Source organism: Streptomyces sp. NBC_00012, assembly GCF_045040875.1.
GTDB lineage: Bacteria > Actinomycetota > Actinomycetes > Streptomycetales > Streptomycetaceae > Streptomyces.
On the sequence record NZ_CP108309.1, the window covers coordinates 3,361,440 to 3,380,620 of the forward strand.

17 protein-coding genes are annotated in these 19,181 nt (G+C 71.1%); 11 read left to right on the forward strand and 6 right to left on the reverse strand.

The genetic code is table 11. The annotated features are described in order from the left end of the window. Positions 1–8 precede the first annotated feature (8 nt). Positions 9–836, forward strand: coding sequence for a TetR/AcrR family transcriptional regulator C-terminal domain-containing protein (locus OHA19_RS15255; protein ID WP_405750543.1), 828 nt, complete (start codon positions 9–11; stop codon positions 834–836). Positions 837–935: 99 nt separating this feature from the next. Here the strand turns inward: OHA19_RS15255 and OHA19_RS15260 are convergent, their stop codons facing one another. The 3 genes from OHA19_RS15260 to OHA19_RS15270 all read right to left on the reverse strand — a co-directional run bounded on the left by OHA19_RS15260 (position 936) and on the right by OHA19_RS15270 (position 3,631). Beyond that, the gene (locus tag OHA19_RS15260) at positions 936–1,796 is read right to left on the reverse strand and encodes a serine protease (protein WP_405716192.1); all 861 of its coding nucleotides are present in this window, start codon (positions 1,794–1,796) and stop codon (positions 936–938) included. A 131-nt stretch (positions 1,797–1,927) separates the two neighbouring features. Further along, positions 1,928–2,794: a GyrI-like domain-containing protein gene (locus OHA19_RS15265; protein ID WP_405716190.1), complete on the reverse strand. Its 867-nt coding sequence runs from the start codon at positions 2,792–2,794 to the stop codon at positions 1,928–1,930. A gap of 129 nt (positions 2,795–2,923) precedes the next feature. Further along, the gene (locus OHA19_RS15270) at positions 2,924–3,631 is read right to left on the reverse strand and encodes a methyltransferase domain-containing protein (protein WP_405716188.1); all 708 of its coding nucleotides are present in this window, start codon (positions 3,629–3,631) and stop codon (positions 2,924–2,926) included. A 327-nt stretch (positions 3,632–3,958) separates the two neighbouring features. Here OHA19_RS15270 and OHA19_RS15275 point away from each other — a divergent pair, with 327 nt between their 5' ends. Then, positions 3,959–5,329 (forward strand): erythromycin esterase family protein, encoded by a 1,371-nt coding sequence (locus tag OHA19_RS15275; protein ID WP_405716184.1) that lies wholly within the window; start codon positions 3,959–3,961, stop codon positions 5,327–5,329. A gap of 82 nt (positions 5,330–5,411) precedes the next feature. Next, a complete protein-coding gene (locus OHA19_RS15280; protein ID WP_405716182.1) occupies positions 5,412–6,263 on the forward strand; it encodes an arylamine N-acetyltransferase in 852 nt (283 codons plus the stop codon). A 65-nt stretch (positions 6,264–6,328) separates the two neighbouring features. Here the strand turns inward: OHA19_RS15280 and OHA19_RS15285 are convergent, their stop codons facing one another. Beyond that, positions 6,329–6,712 (reverse strand): helix-turn-helix domain-containing protein, encoded by a 384-nt coding sequence (locus OHA19_RS15285; protein WP_405716180.1) that lies wholly within the window; start codon positions 6,710–6,712, stop codon positions 6,329–6,331. Positions 6,713–6,947: 235 nt separating this feature from the next. On the opposite strand from OHA19_RS15285, the gene OHA19_RS15290 reads away from it, so the two are divergent. The 6 genes from OHA19_RS15290 to OHA19_RS15315 all read left to right on the forward strand — a co-directional run bounded on the left by OHA19_RS15290 (position 6,948) and on the right by OHA19_RS15315 (position 13,442). Further along, complete coding sequence (locus OHA19_RS15290; protein WP_405716178.1) at positions 6,948–8,159, forward strand: pyridoxal phosphate-dependent aminotransferase; 1,212 nt, start codon at positions 6,948–6,950, stop codon at positions 8,157–8,159. A gap of 102 nt (positions 8,160–8,261) precedes the next feature. After that, positions 8,262–8,666: a hypothetical protein gene (locus OHA19_RS15295; protein ID WP_405716176.1), complete on the forward strand. Its 405-nt coding sequence runs from the start codon at positions 8,262–8,264 to the stop codon at positions 8,664–8,666. A gap of 145 nt (positions 8,667–8,811) precedes the next feature. Further along, on the forward strand, positions 8,812–9,915 hold the full coding sequence (locus OHA19_RS15300) for a hypothetical protein (protein ID WP_405716175.1): 1,104 nt from the start codon (positions 8,812–8,814) through the stop codon (positions 9,913–9,915). Positions 9,916–9,944: 29 nt separating this feature from the next. After that, complete coding sequence (locus OHA19_RS15305) at positions 9,945–11,162, forward strand: toxic anion resistance protein (RefSeq protein ID WP_405750545.1); 1,218 nt, start codon at positions 9,945–9,947, stop codon at positions 11,160–11,162. Further along, a complete protein-coding gene (locus OHA19_RS15310) occupies positions 11,159–12,811 on the forward strand; it encodes a substrate-binding domain-containing protein (protein ID WP_405750548.1) in 1,653 nt (550 codons plus the stop codon). Before OHA19_RS15305 ends, OHA19_RS15310 begins: the two co-directional genes overlap by 4 nt. A 40-nt stretch (positions 12,812–12,851) precedes the next feature. Continuing rightward, the gene (locus OHA19_RS15315) at positions 12,852–13,442 is read left to right on the forward strand and encodes a hypothetical protein (RefSeq protein WP_405721817.1); all 591 of its coding nucleotides are present in this window, start codon (positions 12,852–12,854) and stop codon (positions 13,440–13,442) included. A gap of 55 nt (positions 13,443–13,497) precedes the next feature. On the opposite strand, the gene OHA19_RS15320 is transcribed toward OHA19_RS15315, so the two are convergent. After that, the gene (locus OHA19_RS15320) at positions 13,498–15,240 is read right to left on the reverse strand and encodes an Ig-like domain repeat protein (RefSeq protein WP_405750551.1); all 1,743 of its coding nucleotides are present in this window, start codon (positions 15,238–15,240) and stop codon (positions 13,498–13,500) included. 287 nt (positions 15,241–15,527) lie between these two features. Further along, a complete protein-coding gene (locus OHA19_RS15325) occupies positions 15,528–17,354 on the reverse strand; it encodes a phosphoenolpyruvate carboxykinase (GTP) (RefSeq protein ID WP_405716165.1) in 1,827 nt (608 codons plus the stop codon). 373 nt (positions 17,355–17,727) lie between these two features. On the opposite strand from OHA19_RS15325, the gene OHA19_RS15330 reads away from it, so the two are divergent. Then, positions 17,728–18,426 carry a hemolysin III family protein gene (locus tag OHA19_RS15330; RefSeq protein WP_405716163.1) on the forward strand — a complete coding sequence of 233 codons (699 nt, stop codon included), beginning with the start codon at positions 17,728–17,730 and terminating at the stop codon, positions 18,424–18,426. 51 nt (positions 18,427–18,477) lie between these two features. Continuing rightward, positions 18,478–19,110: a TetR/AcrR family transcriptional regulator gene (locus tag OHA19_RS15335; protein WP_405716161.1), complete on the forward strand. Its 633-nt coding sequence runs from the start codon at positions 18,478–18,480 to the stop codon at positions 19,108–19,110. Positions 19,111–19,181 lie beyond the last annotated feature (71 nt).

The window sequence follows — 19,181 nt, forward strand, 5'->3', positions numbered from 1 at the left end:
AGTCGCAAGTGGTGGTCTTTGCCGGACAGGGCGACGCCCGCCGTTCGATGTCCCTGCTCTGGCGTTCCGACCGGCCGGAGCAGCAGGACCGGCGCCCCGGTCCCGGCCCCCGGCCGGGGCTGAGCGTCGACGCGATCGTGACCGCCGCGATCGCTGCCGCGGACGAGGACGGCATGGCCGCGCTGTCGATGCGCGCGGTGGGCGAGCGGCTCGGCCGCACCGCGATGGCGCTCTACACCTACGTCCCCGGCAAGAGCGAACTGCTCGACCTGATGTACGACGCGGTCCACGCCGAACTGCCGACGGAGTACGCCGACACCGGCAGTTGGCGTGCGGGGCTGACCGACTGGGCGAGGGACAGGCTCGAATTCCACCTCCGCCACCCCTGGGTGCTCCAGGTCTCCCAGGCCCGCCCGGTGCTCGGCCCGCACGAGTACGCGGGACTGGACACCCTCGTACGCCTGCTGAGCGCGACCGGGCTCGAAGCGCGGCTGCTGCGGCGACTGGTCGGCACGCTGTCCCACTTCGTCCGCGGCTGCGCCGGGACGGTCGCCGAGGCACGGCAGGCCGCCGCGGCGACGGGCGAGTCGGACGAGGAGTGGTGGTTCGCCCGCTCGGCGCTGCTGGGCGAGGTGGCCCCGGACTTCGCGGAGCGCTATCCGAACCTGATGGCGATGGAGACCGGCTCCGTCCCGCAGCCACCGGCCCCGGCCCCCGCGCCCGGCGAGGAGCCGGTGCCGCACCTGGAGCGCGAGGCGAGGGAGACGTTCGAGGTGGGACTCGGGGTGCTGCTGGACGGGATCGAGGCGACGATCGGACGCACGGCGACCCCATGAGCCCCGAACGGCGAGCAGCAACCAGCGGGCAGCGAAACGCGCGTCGCCGCCGCGACACCCGGTGACGGGCATCGCGGCGGCGACGGGACTCTCACACGGTCACGGCTTGGGCAGCGCACACCCCGCACGGTCGAGGTCGAACGCGTTGCCGGCTCCGATGCACGGCACGATGCCGTACGTCTCCTGGGCGTAGTTGATGCCCTCGCGCACCGTCACATTGCCGTTCTCGTCGACCTCGCACGGGTTGTTGTCCGTGCACTCCTGGCCGTCCTCGTTGCCGGTGTTGTTGACGGCGACGACCTTGCCGGTCGCGTTGTCGATCACCGGGGAGCCGGACGTACCGCCGATGGTCTGGCAGGCGGAGGTGTAGCGGACCGAGTCCTTCCAGGTCCACTCCCCTTCCTTGAGACGGTAGACGAAGCCGTCGACGTTGCAGGCGTACGTGCGCTTCCAGTACCCGGACACGACGGTGATCGCGGTGCCCTGGACCGGGTGCGCGGTGTTGAGCTCCAGCGCCTTGATGCCGTACTTGCTCTCGATCTGGGCGTAGGTGCTGGTGAGTTCGTACACCGATATGTCGGTGTCGGTCATCGTCCCGTACGCGATCTTGCTGGCCCGCAGGGTGCCGACACCGCTGCCCGAGGCGTTCAGCAGGGTGAAGCTACGGGTGGACGGCTGGTCGAACACGACCTCACCGGGGCCCGGGAATCCCGTCTCCATGCAGTGCCCGTTGGAGAGCACCAGCGCGGGGTCGCCGGGCTGGGAGTCGGGGGTGCGGACGACGGAGCCGGAACAGTTGCTGAGCGCCACGGTCCCGGCGAAGTTGACCGCCTTGGGCCTGACCTTCTCCTTGACCGCGGCGGGCGACGACGCGTCGTGGCCGGTTGCAGCGGTTGCGGGCGCGACACCTGCCCCGAGGAGCAGGACAGCGAACAGCGCACCGACGAGAGGCTTCTTCATGTGGGGGTCCCCTCAAGTGACCTGGGCAGGGTCCTGATGGCCCCCGCCCACCGAAGTCTCCTTCGGATTTGACATGCGCATGTTGGCGCACTGAAGGGGCCCCCACAAGGGGCGGTTTCAAGCCGTCGGGCTCAGGCGGTGGTCGGCTCCACCGGGATCCAGAGCTCCGCCTCGCCCTGCGCACCGTCCTCCGAGACCCGGACGCGCAGGATCTCGGGCCCCGGCCTGCTCCGGTACGGATTGGACGGGAACCACTGGGTGAACACGTCCCGCCACAGGTACTGGAGCGCCTCCGGGAAGGGCCCGGTGTTCTCGAAGACGGCCCATGTGCCGGCCGCGACCTCCAGCACGTCCAGGTCGTCCGGCGCATCCGCACCGGTCACCACGGCGTGGTAGTAGTCGAGTTCGGTCCCCTCCGCACGGCTCGCCGCGAGGTTGTCGCTGACCTGGACGATGCCCTCCGGCTGCTGGTCGGACAGCGCGGCGATGCGCGCCACGGTCTCCTTCCCGATGCCCCGGATGAACTCGGCGATGGCCGGGTTGACCCCCTCGTGCACCAGGGGGACCCGCGCCCTCCTGCCGACCACCCGGAACTCGTCCTTCGTCACGATCCGGTACTCCATGCTGCTGCTCCCTTCGACCACGAGTCGGAAGGACATCCGGGGCTGCGACCGCAGAACCGCACCGGTCCGCCGGGCCTCGCCGGGACCGACGCCGTGCATGGCACGGAACGCCCGCGCGAACGCCTCCCCCGAGGAGTAGCCGTGGCGGACGGCGACCTCCAGCAACGTCCGCTCCCCACTGAGCACTTCGGCCCCCGCGAGCGTCAGCCGCCTGCGCCGTACGTACTCCGACAGCGGCATCCCGGCCAGCGCGGAGAACATCCGCCGGAAGTGGTACTCCGACGTCATGGCGATCCGAGCCAGCTCGGCCGCCTCGATCTCCTGACCGAGACGGCTCTCGACGTACTCCATGGCCTGGTTCAGCTTCTCCAGCACTCCGGCCCCCTTCCCTTACGAGCACCCACGCTAGGAACCGCGCACCCCCGCGCACCCGACATCCTGTGCCCGTTGCGGTCGGGTCGGCGCGGGGCGCACCGAAGCGAGCCAGGCGGTGCCGGACCTTGTTCAGCGACCGGAGGCCGGTGAGGCCGTCCTCGCCGCCTTCAGGACGTCGTAACCGACGAAGTCGAACATGTGCTGTCCCGGGACGAGTTCGCGCGGCTCACCGGTGAAGCGGTGCGCGCCGACTCCGTACCCCGCGTCCGGTTCCGACAGCCAAAGGCGCTCGAATCCGCGCTCCTCGAACCAGTCGCAGACCAGCGGCACCCGGTCGGGTGCGGCACGGTTGCGGGTCCAGACGACGGTGCCGCCGGTCCTGCACAGCCGGGTGCATGTGTCGATGGTGCGCTCGATACCGGCATCGACGACATTGCCGAACACCCCGCAGACCAGCACGAGATCGGCCGGTGCAGGATCGAGATAGTGATCGGTGAGCGAGGCGTCTCCCGTCACCACGTCCACCTGCGTCAGCCCAGCCTCGCGGGCCGACTCCCTTGCCAGTGCGGTGTTTCCGGAGTCCAGTTCCACCAGCCGGGCCCGCACGTCCTCGCGCCGGGGGTGGTCCGCCAGCACATCGATGAGGTCGCGACCCTGGCCGGCGCACACGCTGATCGCGCGCAGCGGGCCCGGAGGTGCGGTGTCCAGGGCGTCCCGGATCCTGTCCTGGACGGCCCCCAGCCGCCGTGCCAGCCACGAATCGGGGACGTCGTACGCGTCGTGCCACGCCTGCCAGTCCATGGCGGTGACCCTACGGCGGCGCGCGCGGAACGTCATGCGGGTTCTTCCGGGCGACCGACTTGTCCTCGCCGCTGACCAAGCCCATGGAGATCGTCGATCGGCTCAGGTCCGAGCACAGCCTGGGACACGGCCACACCGACGCCCCGGTCGGCGCGCACGCTCGCCCACGGCAAGAGCGTCCCACTCGCTGGGCGGAGTGTGCCCCGGTGCAACCGGACGCTCCATTCCCGGATCAGTGGAGTCAGGTGCACTGCCGTCCGGGGGGTATCCCCCGAGGCATTTCGGAAGCTGGCCCCAGCGCGGGGCAGGGCAATCACGGGCGAAGATCCCTCTCAAGCACAGAACAAGTTGAGGGGTACGAACATGGCCGAGCACCGGAAGCGCATCAGCCGGCGCGCACTGCTGGCGACCGCGGTGGTCGCGGCGGGAGCGGTCCTCGTTCCCGCGGCAGTCCAGGCCGCCACGGCCGGCTCCGCGGACACCACAGGCACACCCGGCGGGAAGCAGAGCCCCGTCCACGCGCTGGAGCGGGCGGCCCATCCGCTGCGCTCGACCGAACCGGGCGGGAACACGGCCGACCTGCGGGCCCTGAGCGCGATGGTCGGCGACGCCAAGGTGGTCGGCCTCGGAGAGGCCACCCATGGATCCCACGAGTTCTTCACCATGAAGGAGCGGGTCTTCCGCCACCTCGTCGAGAAGAAGGGCTTCACCACCTTCGCCCTGGAGCTGAGCTGGTCCGGGGGTCTCCAGGTCGACGACTACCTCCAGACCGGCAAGGGCGACGCCCGCAAGCTGGCCAAAGAGGTGTTCGCCAACTCCCCGTGGGAGCGCGAGGAGTTCGTCGGTCTCGTCGAGTGGATGCGTGACTACAACCGCCACCACCCCGACCGCCCCGTCCACTTCATGGGTGACGACATCGGCGCCCCTGCGATCAACGACGAGTTCTTCGGCCGGGTGACCGGCTATGTGAAGGAGAACCACCCGGAGGCGCTGCCGCAGCTCAACGAGCTCTACACCGGACTGCGCCCGATCGACGACGTCTTCGCCTACCTGGGCAAACCGCTCGCGGAACGGCAGCGGCTCGCCGCCAGGGCGCAGCAGGCCCTGCAACTGGTCAGCAGCTGGAAGGGCTCGGGCGGCGAGGCATTCGACTGGGCCGAGCAGAACGCCCGCTCGATCGCCCAGACCACCAGCTTCCTCACCATGAACCCCGCCGACACGGACTCGATGGCCGAATTCCAGCGCTTCCGCGACGAGGTGATGGCCCAGAACGTCACCTGGTGGCAGAAGCGGACCGGCGGCAAGATCCTGCTGTCGGCGCAGAACGACCACGTCGGCTATCTCGCCGGCAATCCGGAGTTGTACCCGAAGACGCAGGGATCGTTCCTGCGCGACACGATGGGCAGCAGCTACCTGCCCATCGGCTTCACCTTCAACCAAGGCTCCTTCCTCTCGAAGGAGGACGCCATCGGCGGTGAGTGGAAGAAGTACACCGTGGGTGCGGCCGGCCCCGGCAGGAACGAACACACCCTCGACCAGGTCCGTTACCGGGACTTCTATCTGGACACCCGCACCGCCCCGGCCGCCGCGCGCACCTGGATGAACGTCGCCCGGCCCACGCTCGGCGTCGGCACGCGGTTCCCCGAGGAGCCGCGCGATGTCGCGCTCGCCAAGTCCTACGACGTTCTCATTCACCTCCACGAGGTCCGGGAGGCCGACAAGCTGAAGCCGTGACGGCCCGGCACGGGTCCTTCAGGACCAGAACCTGAGGACCAGGACCTTCACTCCTCCCGCCCCGGTTGGCTACGGTCGGCGCATGACCTGCGACCGCGCCGCCGAGCACGGCCCCCGCCTCGGCCTCGACCTCGACGCCTACCTCGCCCGCATCGGCTGGAGCGGGGAGCGCCGGCCGACAGCGCAGGTGCTGCGCTCCGTGCACCGGGCCCATGCGCTGGGCATCCCGTTCGAGAACCTGGACCCGGTGCTGGGCAGCGCACCCTCGCTCGCGCTCGCGGACCTGGAGGCGAAGCTCGTACGCGGTGAGCGCGGCGGGTACTGCTACGAGCACAACACCCTGCTCGCCGCCGCGCTGACCGCGCTCGGCTTCAGGATCACGCTGCTGTGCGCGCGGGTCGTGGTGGGTACCCGGCCCGGCGAGATCCGGCCACGCACGCACATGCTGATGCTGGCCGAGGTGCCGGGCGAGGCGACGCCGTACCTGGCGGATGTCGGCTTCGGCTCCCTCGGCGCGTTGCTGGAGCCGATCCCGTTGGTCCCCGGCGCCGAGCTGCACGACAACCCGCGCCGCCACCGGCTCGTGACCACCCCGCACGACGGGCCGCTGGAGCAGTGGGAGCTCCAGGCCCGCGCCGCCGGCGGGACATGGGAGTCCCAGTACGCCTTCACCCTGGAGCCCTTCGAGGCGCCGGACTACGAGGTGATCAACTGGCACATCGCGACCAACCCGCGCTCCCCGTTCAGCCGCCGGGTGTACGCCCAGCGCATCACCCCGGACGCCCACCTGGCGCTGACCGGCCGCACCCTCACGGTCACGGCCCAGGACGGCACCCACGAGGAACGGGAGCTGGCGGACGGGCCCGAGGTGCTGCGCGTACTGGCGGCCGACTTCGGCATCCGCCTCCCTCCGGGCACCCGGCTGCCGGAGTGACGGAAGCCGGACCTCGCACACCGCGTGGGCGCGGACACCCACCCCGCTTCCGCGCCCGCATGTTGTCAGGCCGCGTGCGCCTCGAACCAGAGAGAGCCGAGATCACGGCCGGGCGTGAGGCGCACATCGGCGTCCAGGGCGGCCGCGAGGCTCCTGAGGAGTTCGATCGTCGGCGCTGTTCCGCCCTCTTCGATGCACTCGATGTCGTCTTCCTCCATGCCGGTACGTCCGGCCAGCTCGGCCGCACTGAGCCCGAGCGCGGTTCGGCGGCCGTAGAGAGCCTTGCCGAGGGCCAATGCCTTTTCGCAGACTTTCCGGGCGCGCACGGCGCGGTCGATCTGTCCCTGCTCGTGCTGCCTGGTCTTACGGAACACGGTCAGCAGCACGATGGTGCGCGCCGGGGCAATCCAGTAGGTCGCACGAGGCGCGACATCGAGGCCATGTGTCACGCCCTCACGCCTCGAACACCCCCGGGCCGTGGCGCATCTCACCCGTCCGTGTCCGTCACGCCCCCGTTCCACCGCATTCGAAGCCCTGCCGCCGTCCCCGCCCGGCGTTCCCACGGTCACGGACGGGTGGGCGCATGGCTATGGAAGACGGGGCAGGCGGGTGGAAATACCCGGGTGGGGCAACCTGCCGGGCAACGCCGGGCAGCGCGCGGGACGCGGTCGTAAGCTCCCGGACATGCAGGTCATCCAGTCCACGAAGCTCGCCAACGTCTGTTACGAAATCCGGGGCCCCGTGCTCGAGGAGGCGATGCGGCTGGAAGCAGCCGGTCACCGCATCCTCAAGCTGAACACCGGCAACCCTGCCGCGTTCGGGTTCGAGTGCCCGCCCGAGATCCTCGAGGACATACTGCGCAACCTCTCCGGGGCGCACGGCTACGGCGACGCCAAGGGGCTGCTGTCCGCGCGGCGGGCGGTGATGCAGCACTACCAGACCAAGGGGATCGACCTCGACGTCGAGGACATCTACCTGGGCAACGGCGTCTCCGAGCTGATCCAGATGTCGATGCAGGCGCTGCTCGACGACGGCGACGAGGTCCTCGTACCGGCTCCGGACTATCCGCTGTGGACCGCCTCGGTGTCGCTGGCCGGCGGCACGGCCGTGCACTACCGGTGCGACGAGCAGTCCGACTGGATGCCGGACCTCGCCGACATCGAGCGGCGGATCACCGACCGCACCAAGGCCCTCGTGATCATCAACCCGAACAATCCGACGGGTGCGGTGTACGACGACGAGATGCTGCGCGGGCTGACGGAGATCGCCCGGCGCCACAACCTGGTCGTCTGCTCCGACGAGATCTACGACCGGATCCTGTACGACGGGGCGACCCACACCCCGACCGCGACGATCGCGCCCGACCTGATGGTGCTCACCTTCAACGGGCTCTCCAAGAACTACCGGGTGGCCGGTTACCGGTCGGGCTGGCTGGCGGTCTGCGGCCCGAAGGCGCACGCCTCCTCGTACATCGAGGGGCTGACGATCCTCGCCAACATGCGGCTGTGCGCCAATATGCCCTCGCAGCACGCCGTGGCCACCGCGCTGGGCGGCCGGCAGTCGATCGACGACCTGGTGCTGCCGGGCGGGCGGATCCTGGAGCAGCGCGACGCGGCGTACGACCTGCTCACGCAGATCCCGGGCGTGACCTGTGTGAAGCCCAAGGGGGCGCTGTATCTCTTCCCGCGCCTCGATCCCAAGGTCTACAAGATCAAGGACGACCGGCAGATGGTGCTCGATCTGCTGCGGGCCGAGAAGATCATGGTCGTGCACGGCACGGGGTTCAACTGGCCCGAACCCGATCACTTCCGGGTGGTCACGCTGCCGACGACCGAGGATCTGACGGACGCGGTGACCCGGATCGCACACTTCCTGGACGGCTACGGCCAGCCCTGAACCCCGCCCGCCGCGGATTCCGCGGACACCAGAATCGATCGCAGACAACTTTAGACTGAATCCAAGGTAGGATGGTCCCACTGCAACACCAGGAGGCCATCCATGTACGAACCGATCCGCACCAAATCGGTCCACACACCGGCCGACCACGCCGACGACTTCCCGCACCGCTCCCGTGAGGAAGAACTGGACATCCAGCTCGCCGGGCACCTGGCCGCGCTCCTCGCGGTCACCGACGAGCTGGGCATCGGCGAGGCGGGCGACCGCATCGCCGAGCAGGTCGCCAGGCTGCGCGGCACGCCGCCCGCCCGGCACGCCGGCCGGACCGACGCACCCGCACCGGCGCTGCACCGCCGCGCCCACGCCCTCGCGGGCCGGGCACTGGTGGTGGCCGCGTCCCGCGCCGACACGGCCGCGGCGATCCTCGCGGCCGAGCGGATGGACGCCCACACCGCGGCGCTCGCCGCCGCCCCCGCCGCCTCGGCGCGACTGGTCGGCGCCCACTGACGGCCCCGGTCCACGGGCCGTCGAGGCGCGCGGGCCGGGTGCCACTCATCCCCGCCCGGCGGGCAGCCGTTCCCGTGCCCGTTGCGCCTCCGTTGCGTACTGGGATCATCGCTTAACCTTCCGTCCACCCAACTCCGCCTGGAATGTGGGTTTCCGCGAGCAGGCTTCGCGTGTGAGACGCATCGTGGGAATCGTCCTGGCGGTGCTGCTGATCGGCGGAGTGGCAGTGGCCGTCGCAGCAGGCCGCGACAGCGAGGACAAGAGCACGGCAACGAAGACCGTGCGTGGAGTGATCGGTTCGGAGAAGGCGGAGTTCTTCGCCGACCCCGACGTGGTGAAGGCCCTCGCCGCCGAGGGGCTCACCGTCAAGGCGGAGACGTCCGGTTCCTGGGCCATGGACCGACTCCCCCTCAAGGGCTACGACTTCGCCTTCCCCGGATCGAAGGCCCCGGCCGACGAGCTGCAGCGCGGACCGGCCGTCAAGGGCGGGCCGCTCAGACCCTTCTACTCGCCGCTGGTCGTCGTGGCGCACCGCGCCGCCGCCCAGGTCCTGGCGGACAACGGACTCGCCACCCTGAACGGAAAGCCCAGCGGCAAACTGCTCATGGGGCCCTACCTCCGGGCCGCCGGGTCGGACCGGACCTGGCAGCAGCTCAAAGGGGCGGGAAAGCACGCCGAGTTGACCGGGACGGTCTTCATCGCCAGCACCGACCCCGTCTCGTCCAACTCCGGCGCCCTCTACCTCGCCGCCGCCTCGTACGTCGCCGACGGCGGCCGGGTCGCCTCGGACGAGGCCGCGATCGACCGCACCGCACCACTGCTGAAGAAGCTGATCCAGGTGCAGGGGGCGCAGCAGACCAGCAGTGACGCCCCGTTCCGGGACTTCATCAGCGGGGTCGGCAATCCGCTGGTCCTGGTGTACGAGTCGCAGGTCGCCTCGCTGCTGATGCAGCGGCAGGACGCCGGGGACCTGGTCCTCCTCTATCCCGACACCACCGTCTCCAGCGACCACACCCTCGTACCGCTGACCGACGGCGGGCGGCAGCTGGGCGAACTCCTTTCCACGGAGCCGACGTTGCGGAAGCTCGCCGTACGGCACGGTTTCCGGCCGCAGGGTGCCGCGGCCGAGTTCACCGCCGCCACCGCGGACCACACCGACTACATCGACCAGAAGCTGACCGGTGTCCGCCAGGCGCCCGTGCCCACCGCCGAGGTGCTGCGCGCGATGGCCCGGCGGACCCGCGGCTGACCACACACGCCTTCCTGGAGACCTCAGCCATGACCGAAGATCCGCAACCGCTCACCCTCACCCCACCGGGCGACTCCGCCCCGCCGCTCGTCCTCACCCCGCCGGAGCCGGTCGCCCCGGTCCGGGCCGAGCAGGCCGCCGGTCTCGTACCGGTCGACGCATCGGTACGGACCGAGATGACGCGCCGCGCCACCGAGTACATCGGCACCCTTTCCGGACTCGACGCCCGGTCGCCCGAATTCACCACCCGGATCGGGGAGATCACGGCGCTCGGGCAGGGCGACATCCGCAGCGCCGCCCAGCAGTCCAACCGGATGCTGGACCGCACCGTCCGCTCGCTGGCCGGGGTCGGGGGCGCGGACGCGCAGTCCAAGGTCGGCTCGTCCCTGGTCGAGCTGCGCCGTACCGTCGAGGACCTCGACCCGCGCGACACCCCGGGCCGCGGCGCCCGCCGGCTGCTGTCCAGGCTGCCCGGCGGCAACAGGCTCCGCGACCACGTCGCCAAGTACGCCTCCTCCCAGGCCACCCTGAACCGGATCGTGGGCTCGCTGCGCGGCGGACAGGACGAGCTGCGCCGCGACAACGCCGCCCTGCACACCGAGCGCACCCGGCTCTGGGAGACCATGGGCAAGCTCCAGGAGTACGTGGTGCTCACCGAGGCACTGGACGGCGCCGTCGAGCAGCGCATCGCCGAGGCCGCGGCGGCCGACCCGGCGCAGGCGGACGCGCTGCGGGCCGATGTGCTCTTCCCCGTGCGGCAGAAGCACCAGGACCTGCTGACCCAGCTCGCCGTCTGCGCCCAGGGGTACCTCGCGATGGATGTCGTACGGCGCAACAACGACGAGCTCATCAGGGGGGTCGACCGGGCCGCGACCACCACCGTCTCCGCCCTGCGGATCGCCGTGATGCTCGCCTCGGCGCTGGAGAACCAGCGCAAGGTCACCGAGCAGGTGCAGGTGCTGCGCTCCACGACCGAGGACCTGATCCGCGGCAACGCGGAGATGCTGGCCGGCCAGAGCGGCGAGATCCAGCGCATCGCGGCCGATCCGGCGGTGGGCGTCGAGACGCTGCGCACCGCGTTCCAGCAGATCTACCGGACGCTCGACGCCATCGACACGTACAAGGCGCAGGCCACCGAGTCGATGGCGGCGACCGTGGAGTCGCTGACCTCCGAACTCCAGCAGGCCGGCACCCACTTGGAGCGCAGCCGGTCGGCGGGCGCGCCGGAGGGCGGTGGTCTCGGATGACGGGAGGACCCGGCCGTCCCCGGCGGCGGCTGAGACGGCTGCGTCGCCGCGTCGCCCGTTCGCTCGTCGCGCTGCTGGCCGTCGCCGCGCTCGCGCCGCTCGCCGCCTGTTCCGGCTCGGACGGCGGGCCGTCGGGCGGCGCTTCCGGCCAGGCCGGGAAGGACGACGGCGAACCTCGGGCCGGCACGCTGCGCGTCCTCGCCTCCAGTGAACTCGCCGATATGAAGCCCCTGCTGGAGCAAGCCAGGAAGGCCACCGGGATCACCGTGCGGCCCACCTGGACCGGCACCCTGGACGCCGTCGAACTGCTCGGCTCGGGGAAGGCGGACGGGGCGTACGACGCGGTGTGGCTCTCGTCCGACGACTATCTGCGGCTGCACCCGGACGCGGCGCGGCGCATCACGTCGGAGACCCCGCTGATGGCCTCGCCAGTCGCCCTCGGGGTCCGTCCGGCGGCCGTGAAGCGGCTGGGCTGGAAGCCCTCGGACGTGACCTGGTCGCAGGTGCACCGGGCGGTCGCCGAGGGCCGGCTGACGTACGGGATGACCGACCCGGAGCGTTCCAACTCCGGTTTCTCCGCGCTGGTCTCGGTCGCCTCCGGGCTCTCGGGCGCGCAGTCCGCACTGACCGACGCCGATGTCCGCGGCGCGAGCGGGAAGCTGAAGGAGTTCTTCGCCGGGCAGCGGCTGACCTCCGGCTCCTCGGGCTGGCTGGCCACCGCGTACGCCCGGCGCGGCACCGTCGACGCGCTGATCAACTACGAGTCGGTGCTGCTCTCGCTGAATCGCGACAGCCACACCGGGCTGACCGTGATCCGCCCGCGCGACGGGGTGGTGACGGCCGACTACCCGCTCAGCGCGCTCGCCGCCGCCGCTCCGGAGGCGAAGGACTCGGTCCGCGCGCTGACCGCGTACCTGCGGACCCCGGACGTCCAGCGGCAGCTGACCCGGGACACCTTCCGCCGCCCGGTCGTGCCCTCGGTACGGCCCGCGGCGCCGCTCGACACCGGGGCGCGTCGCGAACTGCCCTTCCCCGGCTCGCGATCGGTCGCCGACGGGCTGCTGCACAGCTACGAGAACAAGCTCCGGCGGCCCTCGCGCACCGTGTACGTGCTGGACACGTCCGGCTCGATGGCCGGCGAGCGGCTGAAGGCGCTGAAGGCGGCGCTGACCGGGCTGACCGGGGACTTCCGGGAACGGGAGGAGGTCACGCTGCTGCCGTTCGGCTCGTCGGTGAAGCAGGTCCGTACGCACACGGTCGACCCCGCGGATCCGCGGCGGGGCCTGGCGGCGATCGAGGCGGACACCGCCGCGCTGACGGCCGGTGGCGAGACGGCGGTCTATTCGAGCCTGGAGTCGGCCTACGAGCGGATCGGCGACGGCTCCGAGTCCGCGTTCACCTCGATCGTGCTGATGACGGACGGCGAGAACACCACGGGCGACACGGCCGCCCAGTTCGCCTCCTACTACCGCGCTCTCCCGGCCGCGCGGCAGGTCACCCCGGTCTTCCCGATCGTCTTCGGCGACTCGGACCGGGGCGAGCTGGACCGGATCGCCGAACTGACCGGCGGCCGGCTCTTCGACGCGACGAAGGAGCAGGGGCCGGGCTCCCTGGACGGCGCCTTCGAGGAGATCCGTGGATACCAGTAGCCCGCGGAGCGGACCGGGAGGCAGGCCCGCCCACCGGGTCCTGGCGTACCTGGAGTCGCGGAAGAACCTCACCGGGAGCGCCTGCGGGATCGCCGGTCTCGCCCTCACCTTCACCGGCCTCGCCGGGGCGTACTGGCCGGTGGTCGTCGTCGGGCTGTACGGCGCGGGGGCACTGATCGCCCCTCCGGAGCGGCCGCCGGTACCGGTCTTCCCCGACCCGTCGACCCAGCTGGACGCGGTGCGGACCGACTACCTGGCCCTGTGCGGGTATCTGGACGAGGTCGAGCTGCCGCCCGCCGCGTCCGGCCGGCTCACCGAGCTGACCGATCTGCTCGACGGGCTGCTCGCCCCCGGGCCGGTGGCCGAGGCGCTGGCCGCCGACCCGGAGGGCGTGCATGTCCTGGCGCGCGCCGTGCGCCAGGACATCCTGGAGTCGGTCGACGCGTTCGTACGGATCCGCCCGTGGACCCGGATGGTGCCGGGCACGGAGCCGCCCGAGCGCCATCTGGAGCGGCAGCTGACGCTGCTGCACCGGGAGGTCGAGGAGCTGGCGACGGCGCTGCGGGAGGCGGAGGCGCGGCGGCAGCAGACCCACACCCGCTATCTGGAGGACCGGGGGCGGAACGGGTAGGGCCCGTTCCGCCCCGCGGGCCGCGCGGGTGTCAGGAGCGCGGCGCCGGCTTCCGTCAGAGCCGCACCCGCACCGTCGCCGATGCCGTCGTTCCGCTGTGCAGGGCGTCACCGGCGTAGCCGACCTCGTACGTCACCTGTCCGGTGGCGCGAGGCAGGTCGTTGATGGTGAACGTGCCGTCGGCGGCGACGGCGGCCGAGGTCAGCGTGCCGGTGCCCTTCCGGTCGGTGCGCACCACGGACAGGGTGATTCCGGCGGGCAGCGCCCGCCCCCGGCCGGTCAGGGTGCCGGTGATCGTCAGCCCGGCGCTCTTGTTCGCCTCCGCCGGGGCGGTGAGGGCGATGGTGGTCGGGGCCTTGTCGACCGTGACGGCGAGCGTGGTGTCCTCGGCCGGGCGGTGGGTGATGTCACCGGTGAACGAGACGGTGTAGGTGGCGTCGCCGACCAGCGAAGGAACGTCGAGAACGGTGAACGTTCCATCGGCGTCGACCTCGACGGGGGCGAGCTTGCGGTCGCCGTTCGCGTCGTGCCGTACCGCCGACACCCTGACCGGCTCGGCGGGCGCGGGCCCGTCCAGCTCCAGCCGGCCCCTGATCCCGACCGGTTCGCCGACGACGGGCTGCCCCGGGGTGGTGGACAGCGTGCCGGTGAAGCGGGAGTCGTACTGGGCGGCCGGAGGCTGGATGACATGCAGCCAGTACTCGGTGCCGGTGGTGTTGGCGGTGACGGCGAACAGCCGCGAGCCGTCCTTCGACCAGCCCAGCCCGCGCGGCGCGACCCGGTCCCCGTCGAGAGCGCCCTCGAAGGCGAACTCCAGGGGGGCCGTACCGGCCGCCGGGTCGGCCGGCTGCACGAGCAGGTCGGCCGTGCTCCCGGCCGCGGCGGCGCCCCGCGCCACGTGGGCGCCGTCGCCGCTGAAGGCCACGGCGGACGCCACGGCCCCCTCTGGCAGCGGCTGGTACCCGGCCGGCGCGTCGGACAGGTCGGCGGCGTCCAGCAGCCGGGTGCCGTACGCGGCGTCGGCGACGGCGATCCGCCGGCCGTCGGGGGACTGCGCCACGTCCTTCATGTCGAGTGCGCCCCGCCCCTCGGCGTCCGCGAACCGGCGTTCCGGGCCGCGCACCAGCGTGTCGCCGCTCGCGTCGAGCGTGGTGAGGAAGGGGTTGGTCTCGCCGGTGTTGCGGGCCTGCGCCATCACGACGCGGTCCGGGACCTCGGGGCCGCTCGTCAGCCGCAGCCGGCCCGTCGCGTTCCACCCGGTGCTGGTGGACCGGTCGCCCGCCGAGCCGTACAGCCAGGTCTGGCGGTTATCGCACTCGGTGGTGAGGTACGGCGTCTCGGTGTGCCACTCCTTGCCGCCCGCGAAGGCGACATCGCGCGGGCAGGGCACGTCGTACGCGGTGTACGTGAAACCGGTGCGCTCCTGGGTCACGGTGTCGAAGGCGAGGATGCCCGAGGACTGCGAGACATGGAGCGTTCCGCCGTCCGCGCTCAGGGCCATGCCGGACGGTGCGGAAGCGGTGGGCAGCGAACCCACCTTCTGGCCCTGGAAGTTGTAGACGTGGACCTGGTTCGCGTACTGGTTCCGGCGGTCGTCCGTGATGTAGACCCGCTCGTGCACCGAGTCGACGACCATCGCCGAGTACGAGGAGATCGGCAGCTTGGCCACGGTGTCACCGGGCACCGGGCCGTCGGCCGCGAGGGCGGCGGGTGGTGCGAGGGCGGTGAGCCCCGCGGTGGCGAGTGTCAGCGCGGTCAGTGTCGCCGCGATACGTCGATGGTGCTGATTCGTCCTCAACTGAGTCCCCCACAGGCTGCGTTGGCCTCCGGCCGACCCAGCCGGAGGTGTTGTGAAGAAACATCGAAGCGTTGTGGAGGTCTTGTGGGCAAGCCCTGGGTGATCTTCGGATGTTCGCCGCGAAAGGGCGGGAAAGGGACGAGAAAAGGGGGCGGCCCCCGGAATCGTGAGGGGATTCCGGGGGCCGTACCGCGGCGGGCTGTTGACCCCACAGGTCAGGGCGGATGTCCGAGGCCCGGCCGCGGGGGTGTGCGGGGCGCACCCGCGCGGGGTGCGCCCGGGGGGCGTCAGCCCAGGCGCTCGACCAGCGCGTGGTACTCGTCCCACAGCTCCTTGGGCGTGTGGTCGCCGAAGGTGTTGAGGTGCTCGGGGACCAGCGCCGCCTCCTCGCGCCAGACCTCCTTGTCGACGTTGAGCAGGAAGTCCAGGTCGGACTCGGAGAGGTCCAGGCCCTCGGTGTCGAGGGAGCCCTTGGCCGGCAGGATGCCGATCGGGGACTCGACGCCCTCGGCCTTGCCTTCGAGGCGCTCGACGATCCACTTCAGGACGCGGCTGTTCTCACCGAAGCCGGGCCACACGAACTTGCCCGCGTCGTTCTTGCGGAACCAGTTCACGTAGTAGATCTTCGGGAGCTTGCTCTGGTCCTTGTCGGCACCGACCTTGACCCAGTGGTTCATGTAGTCGCCCATGTTGTAGCCGCAGAACGGCAGCATGGCGAACGGGTCGCGGCGCAGCTCGCCGACCTTGCCCTCGGCGGCGGCGGTCTTCTCGGAGGCCACGTTTGCCCCGAGGAAGACGCCGTGCTGCCAGTTGAAGGACTCGGTGACCAGCGGGACGGCCGAGGCGCGGCGGCCACCGAAGAGGATCGCCGAGATCGGCACACCCTTCGGGTCCTCCCACTCGGGCGCGATGATCGGGCACTGGCCGGCCGGGACGGTGAAGCGGGCGTTGGGGTGGGCGGCCGGGGTGTCGGACGCGGGCGTCCAGTCGTTGCCCTTCCAGTCGGTGAGGTGGGCCGGAGCGGTCTCCGTCATGCCCTCCCACCACACGTCGCCGTCGTCGGTGAGCGCGACGTTGGTGAAGACGGAGTTGCCCCACATCGTCTTCATGGCGTTGGCGTTGGTGTGCTCTCCGGTGCCGGGCGCGACGCCGAAGAAGCCCGCCTCGGGGTTGATCGCGTACAGCTGGCCGTCCTCGCCGAAGCGCATCCAGGCGATGTCGTCGCCGATGGTCTCCACGGTCCAGCCGGGGATCGTCGGCTCCAGCATGGCGAGGTTGGTCTTGCCACAGGCGGACGGGAACGCGGCCGCCACGTACTTGGGGGCCTCGCCCTGCGGCGGCGTGAGCTTGAGGATCAGCATGTGCTCGGCGAGCCAGCCCTCGTCACGCGCCATGACGGAGGCGATGCGCAGCGCGTAGCACTTCTTGCCGAGCAGGGCGTTGCCGCCGTAGCCGGAGCCGTAGGACCAGATCTCGCGGTCCTCGGGGAAGTGCGAGATGTACTTGGTGGAGTTGCACGGCCACGGAACGTCCTCCTGGCCCTCCTCCAGGGGTGCGCCCAGGGTGTGGACGGCCTTGACGAAGAAGCCGTCGGTGCCGAGCTCGTCCAGGACGGCCTGCCCCATGCGCGTCATGGTGCGCATCGAGACGGCGACGTAGGCGGAGTCGGTGATCTCGACGCCGATCGCGGAGAGCGGGGAGCCGACGGGGCCCATGCAGAACGGGACGACGTACATCGTGCGACCGCGCATCGAGCCGCGGAAGACACCCTTCTCACCGATGAAGATCTCCCGCATCTCGGCGGGGGCCTTCCAGTGGTTCGTCGGACCCGCGTCCTCCTCCTTCTCGGAGCAGATGAACGTGCGGTCCTCGACGCGGGCGACGTCGCTCGGGTCGGACGCGGCGTAGTACGAGTTCGGGCGCTTGGCCTCGTCGAGCTTGGTGAACGTGCCCTTGGCCACGAGCTCCCCGCACAGGCGCTCGTACTCGGCCTCGGAGCCGTCGCACCAGACCACCTGGTCCGGCTCGGTAATGGCTGCGATCTCGTTCACCCAGGAGATGAGGTCCTGGTGATCGGTGGGGACGGTGAGGGGAGCCGCGATGTCGCGCGCCACGATCGCTCCTTGTTGAGGGTGTCTGTTTGGTAGTTGCCCCGTGGGGGCTGCGACCCGGATGCTTCGACCCCTTCGAATCTCGTTGGCGCTCATCCGGTGCCGACCGCACTCATTTGATCATCCGACCGTTTCGCCCATATGTCCAGGGGGGTGCACACGTGAGCATTGCCACTCGTACCGGCCAGACCGACCGGCAGTCGGGGAGGTGGGAGAAGGAGCGGGGCTGGGTGCGTGCAGCTGCATGGCGGAGGATTGAAACATGGCAGGGCCATGGTGATTGACGACAACGCCGCAGATGCGCGTGCCCGGCCCCGCGACGCCGCCCCCAATTGCCGGTCGGTCCGACTTACGGTTGCGTAGGTACGATGCGGGAATGACTGCTGCCGCCGCCGCGCCCGGGTCCGCCGGGCTGGAACCAGCCGAGTCCGACCCCGTCCCGGTGAAGCCGCGGATGCGCGGCTGGCTGCATGCCGGAATGTTCCCCGCCGTGATCGTCGCGGGGGTGGTGCTGATCGCGTTCACGGACAGCGCCCTCGGCCGGATCGCCTGCGGGATCTACACCCTGACCGCGTGCCTGCTGTTCGGTGTGAGCGCGCTCTACCACCGGGGCACCTGGGGCCCGCGCGGCGAGGCGGTGCTCCGCCGGCTCGACCACGCCAACATCTTCCTGATCATCGCGGGCACCTACACCCCGCTGACCCTGCTGCTGCTCCCCGCGTCCACCGGAACGCCGCTGCTGTGGGCGATCTGGGCGGCGGCCACCGCGGGGATCGCCTTCCGGGTGTTCTGGGTCGGCGCCCCGCGCTGGCTCTACACGCCCTGCTACCTGGCGATGGGCTGGGCCGCGGTCTTCTTCCTGCCGGACTTCATGCGGACCGGCGGGATCGCCGTGCTGGTGCTGGTCGTGGTCGGCGGGCTGCTCTACAGCGCCGGCGGCGTCATCTACGGCATCAAGCGCCCGAACCCCTCGCCGCGCTGGTTCGGCTTCCACGAGGTGTTCCACTCGCTGACCCTGGCGGCCTTCGTGGTGCACTACGTCGGCATCTCGCTGGTGGCCTACAACCACCACTGAGCAGCGTCCGGACCGGTGCCGGCTCCCCGCCGATGCCGGACAATGGCGGCCATGGCCGTCACCTCCCGTACCGCTTCCGTTTCCGCCCCGGAAACGCCCCCGCAGCCGGGGCTGCGCGAGCGGAAGAAGCTCCGGACCCGGATCGCGATCCGGCAGGCCGCGTACCGGCTGATCGCCGAGCAGGGGTACGACGCTACGACGGTGGAGCAGATCGCGGCGGCGGCCGAGGTGTCGCCCAGCACCGTGTTCCGCTACTTCCCAACCAAGGAGGACATCGTCCTCACCGACGGGTATGACCGGATCCTGGAGGCCGCCCTGCGCGGCCGCCCGGCCGGTGAGCCGCCGCTGGAGTCGCTCCGGCACGTCCTGACCGAGACGCTCACGGCGTTCCTGGCGACCGATGAGGAGGAGCTCCGGCAGCGCACCCGGCTGCTGGTGGAGGTGCCGGCGATCCGGGTCCGGATGGCGGAGAGCATGTCGGGCACGGCCGAGGTGCTGGCCGGCGCGCTCGCCGCCCGCAGCGGCCGCGCCCCCGGTGACCTGGCGGTCCGGGTGTTCGTCGCGGCGGTGCTGGGCACGCTGTGCGAGGTGACGCTGTACTGGGGCGAGCACGGCCAGGAGGACGACCTCGTCGCGCTGATCGGCCGGGCGCTGGACACCCTGGAGGGCGGCCTGACGCTCTGACCCGGGGCAGGGGCCCGGTCGGGGCGGGCGTCACCGGCCGCCCGCCCAGGACATCCCGCCGAGCGGCCTGA

Bases quoted from the DNA above. Each gene is read 5' to 3' on its own strand.
- OHA19_RS15280 (WP_405716182.1), top strand. From the start codon at position 5,412: ATGACCTGCGACCGCGCCGCCGAGCACGGCCCCCGCCTCGGCCTCGAC.
- OHA19_RS15275 (WP_405716184.1), top strand. From the start codon at position 3,959: ATGGCCGAGCACCGGAAGCGCATCAGCCGGCGCGCACTGCTGGCGACC.
- OHA19_RS15335 (WP_405716161.1), top strand. From the start codon at position 18,478: ATGGCCGTCACCTCCCGTACCGCTTCCGTTTCCGCCCCGGAAACGCCC.
- OHA19_RS15260 (WP_405716192.1), bottom strand. From the start codon at position 1,796: ATGAAGAAGCCTCTCGTCGGTGCGCTGTTCGCTGTCCTGCTCCTCGGG.
- OHA19_RS15270 (WP_405716188.1), bottom strand. From the start codon at position 3,631: ATGACGTTCCGCGCGCGCCGCCGTAGGGTCACCGCCATGGACTGGCAG.
- OHA19_RS15330 (WP_405716163.1), top strand. From the start codon at position 17,728: ATGACTGCTGCCGCCGCCGCGCCCGGGTCCGCCGGGCTGGAACCAGCC.
- OHA19_RS15290 (WP_405716178.1), top strand. From the start codon at position 6,948: ATGCAGGTCATCCAGTCCACGAAGCTCGCCAACGTCTGTTACGAAATC.
- OHA19_RS15295 (WP_405716176.1), top strand. From the start codon at position 8,262: ATGTACGAACCGATCCGCACCAAATCGGTCCACACACCGGCCGACCAC.
- OHA19_RS15310 (WP_405750548.1), top strand. From the start codon at position 11,159: ATGACGGGAGGACCCGGCCGTCCCCGGCGGCGGCTGAGACGGCTGCGT.
- OHA19_RS15305 (WP_405750545.1), top strand. From the start codon at position 9,945: ATGACCGAAGATCCGCAACCGCTCACCCTCACCCCACCGGGCGACTCC.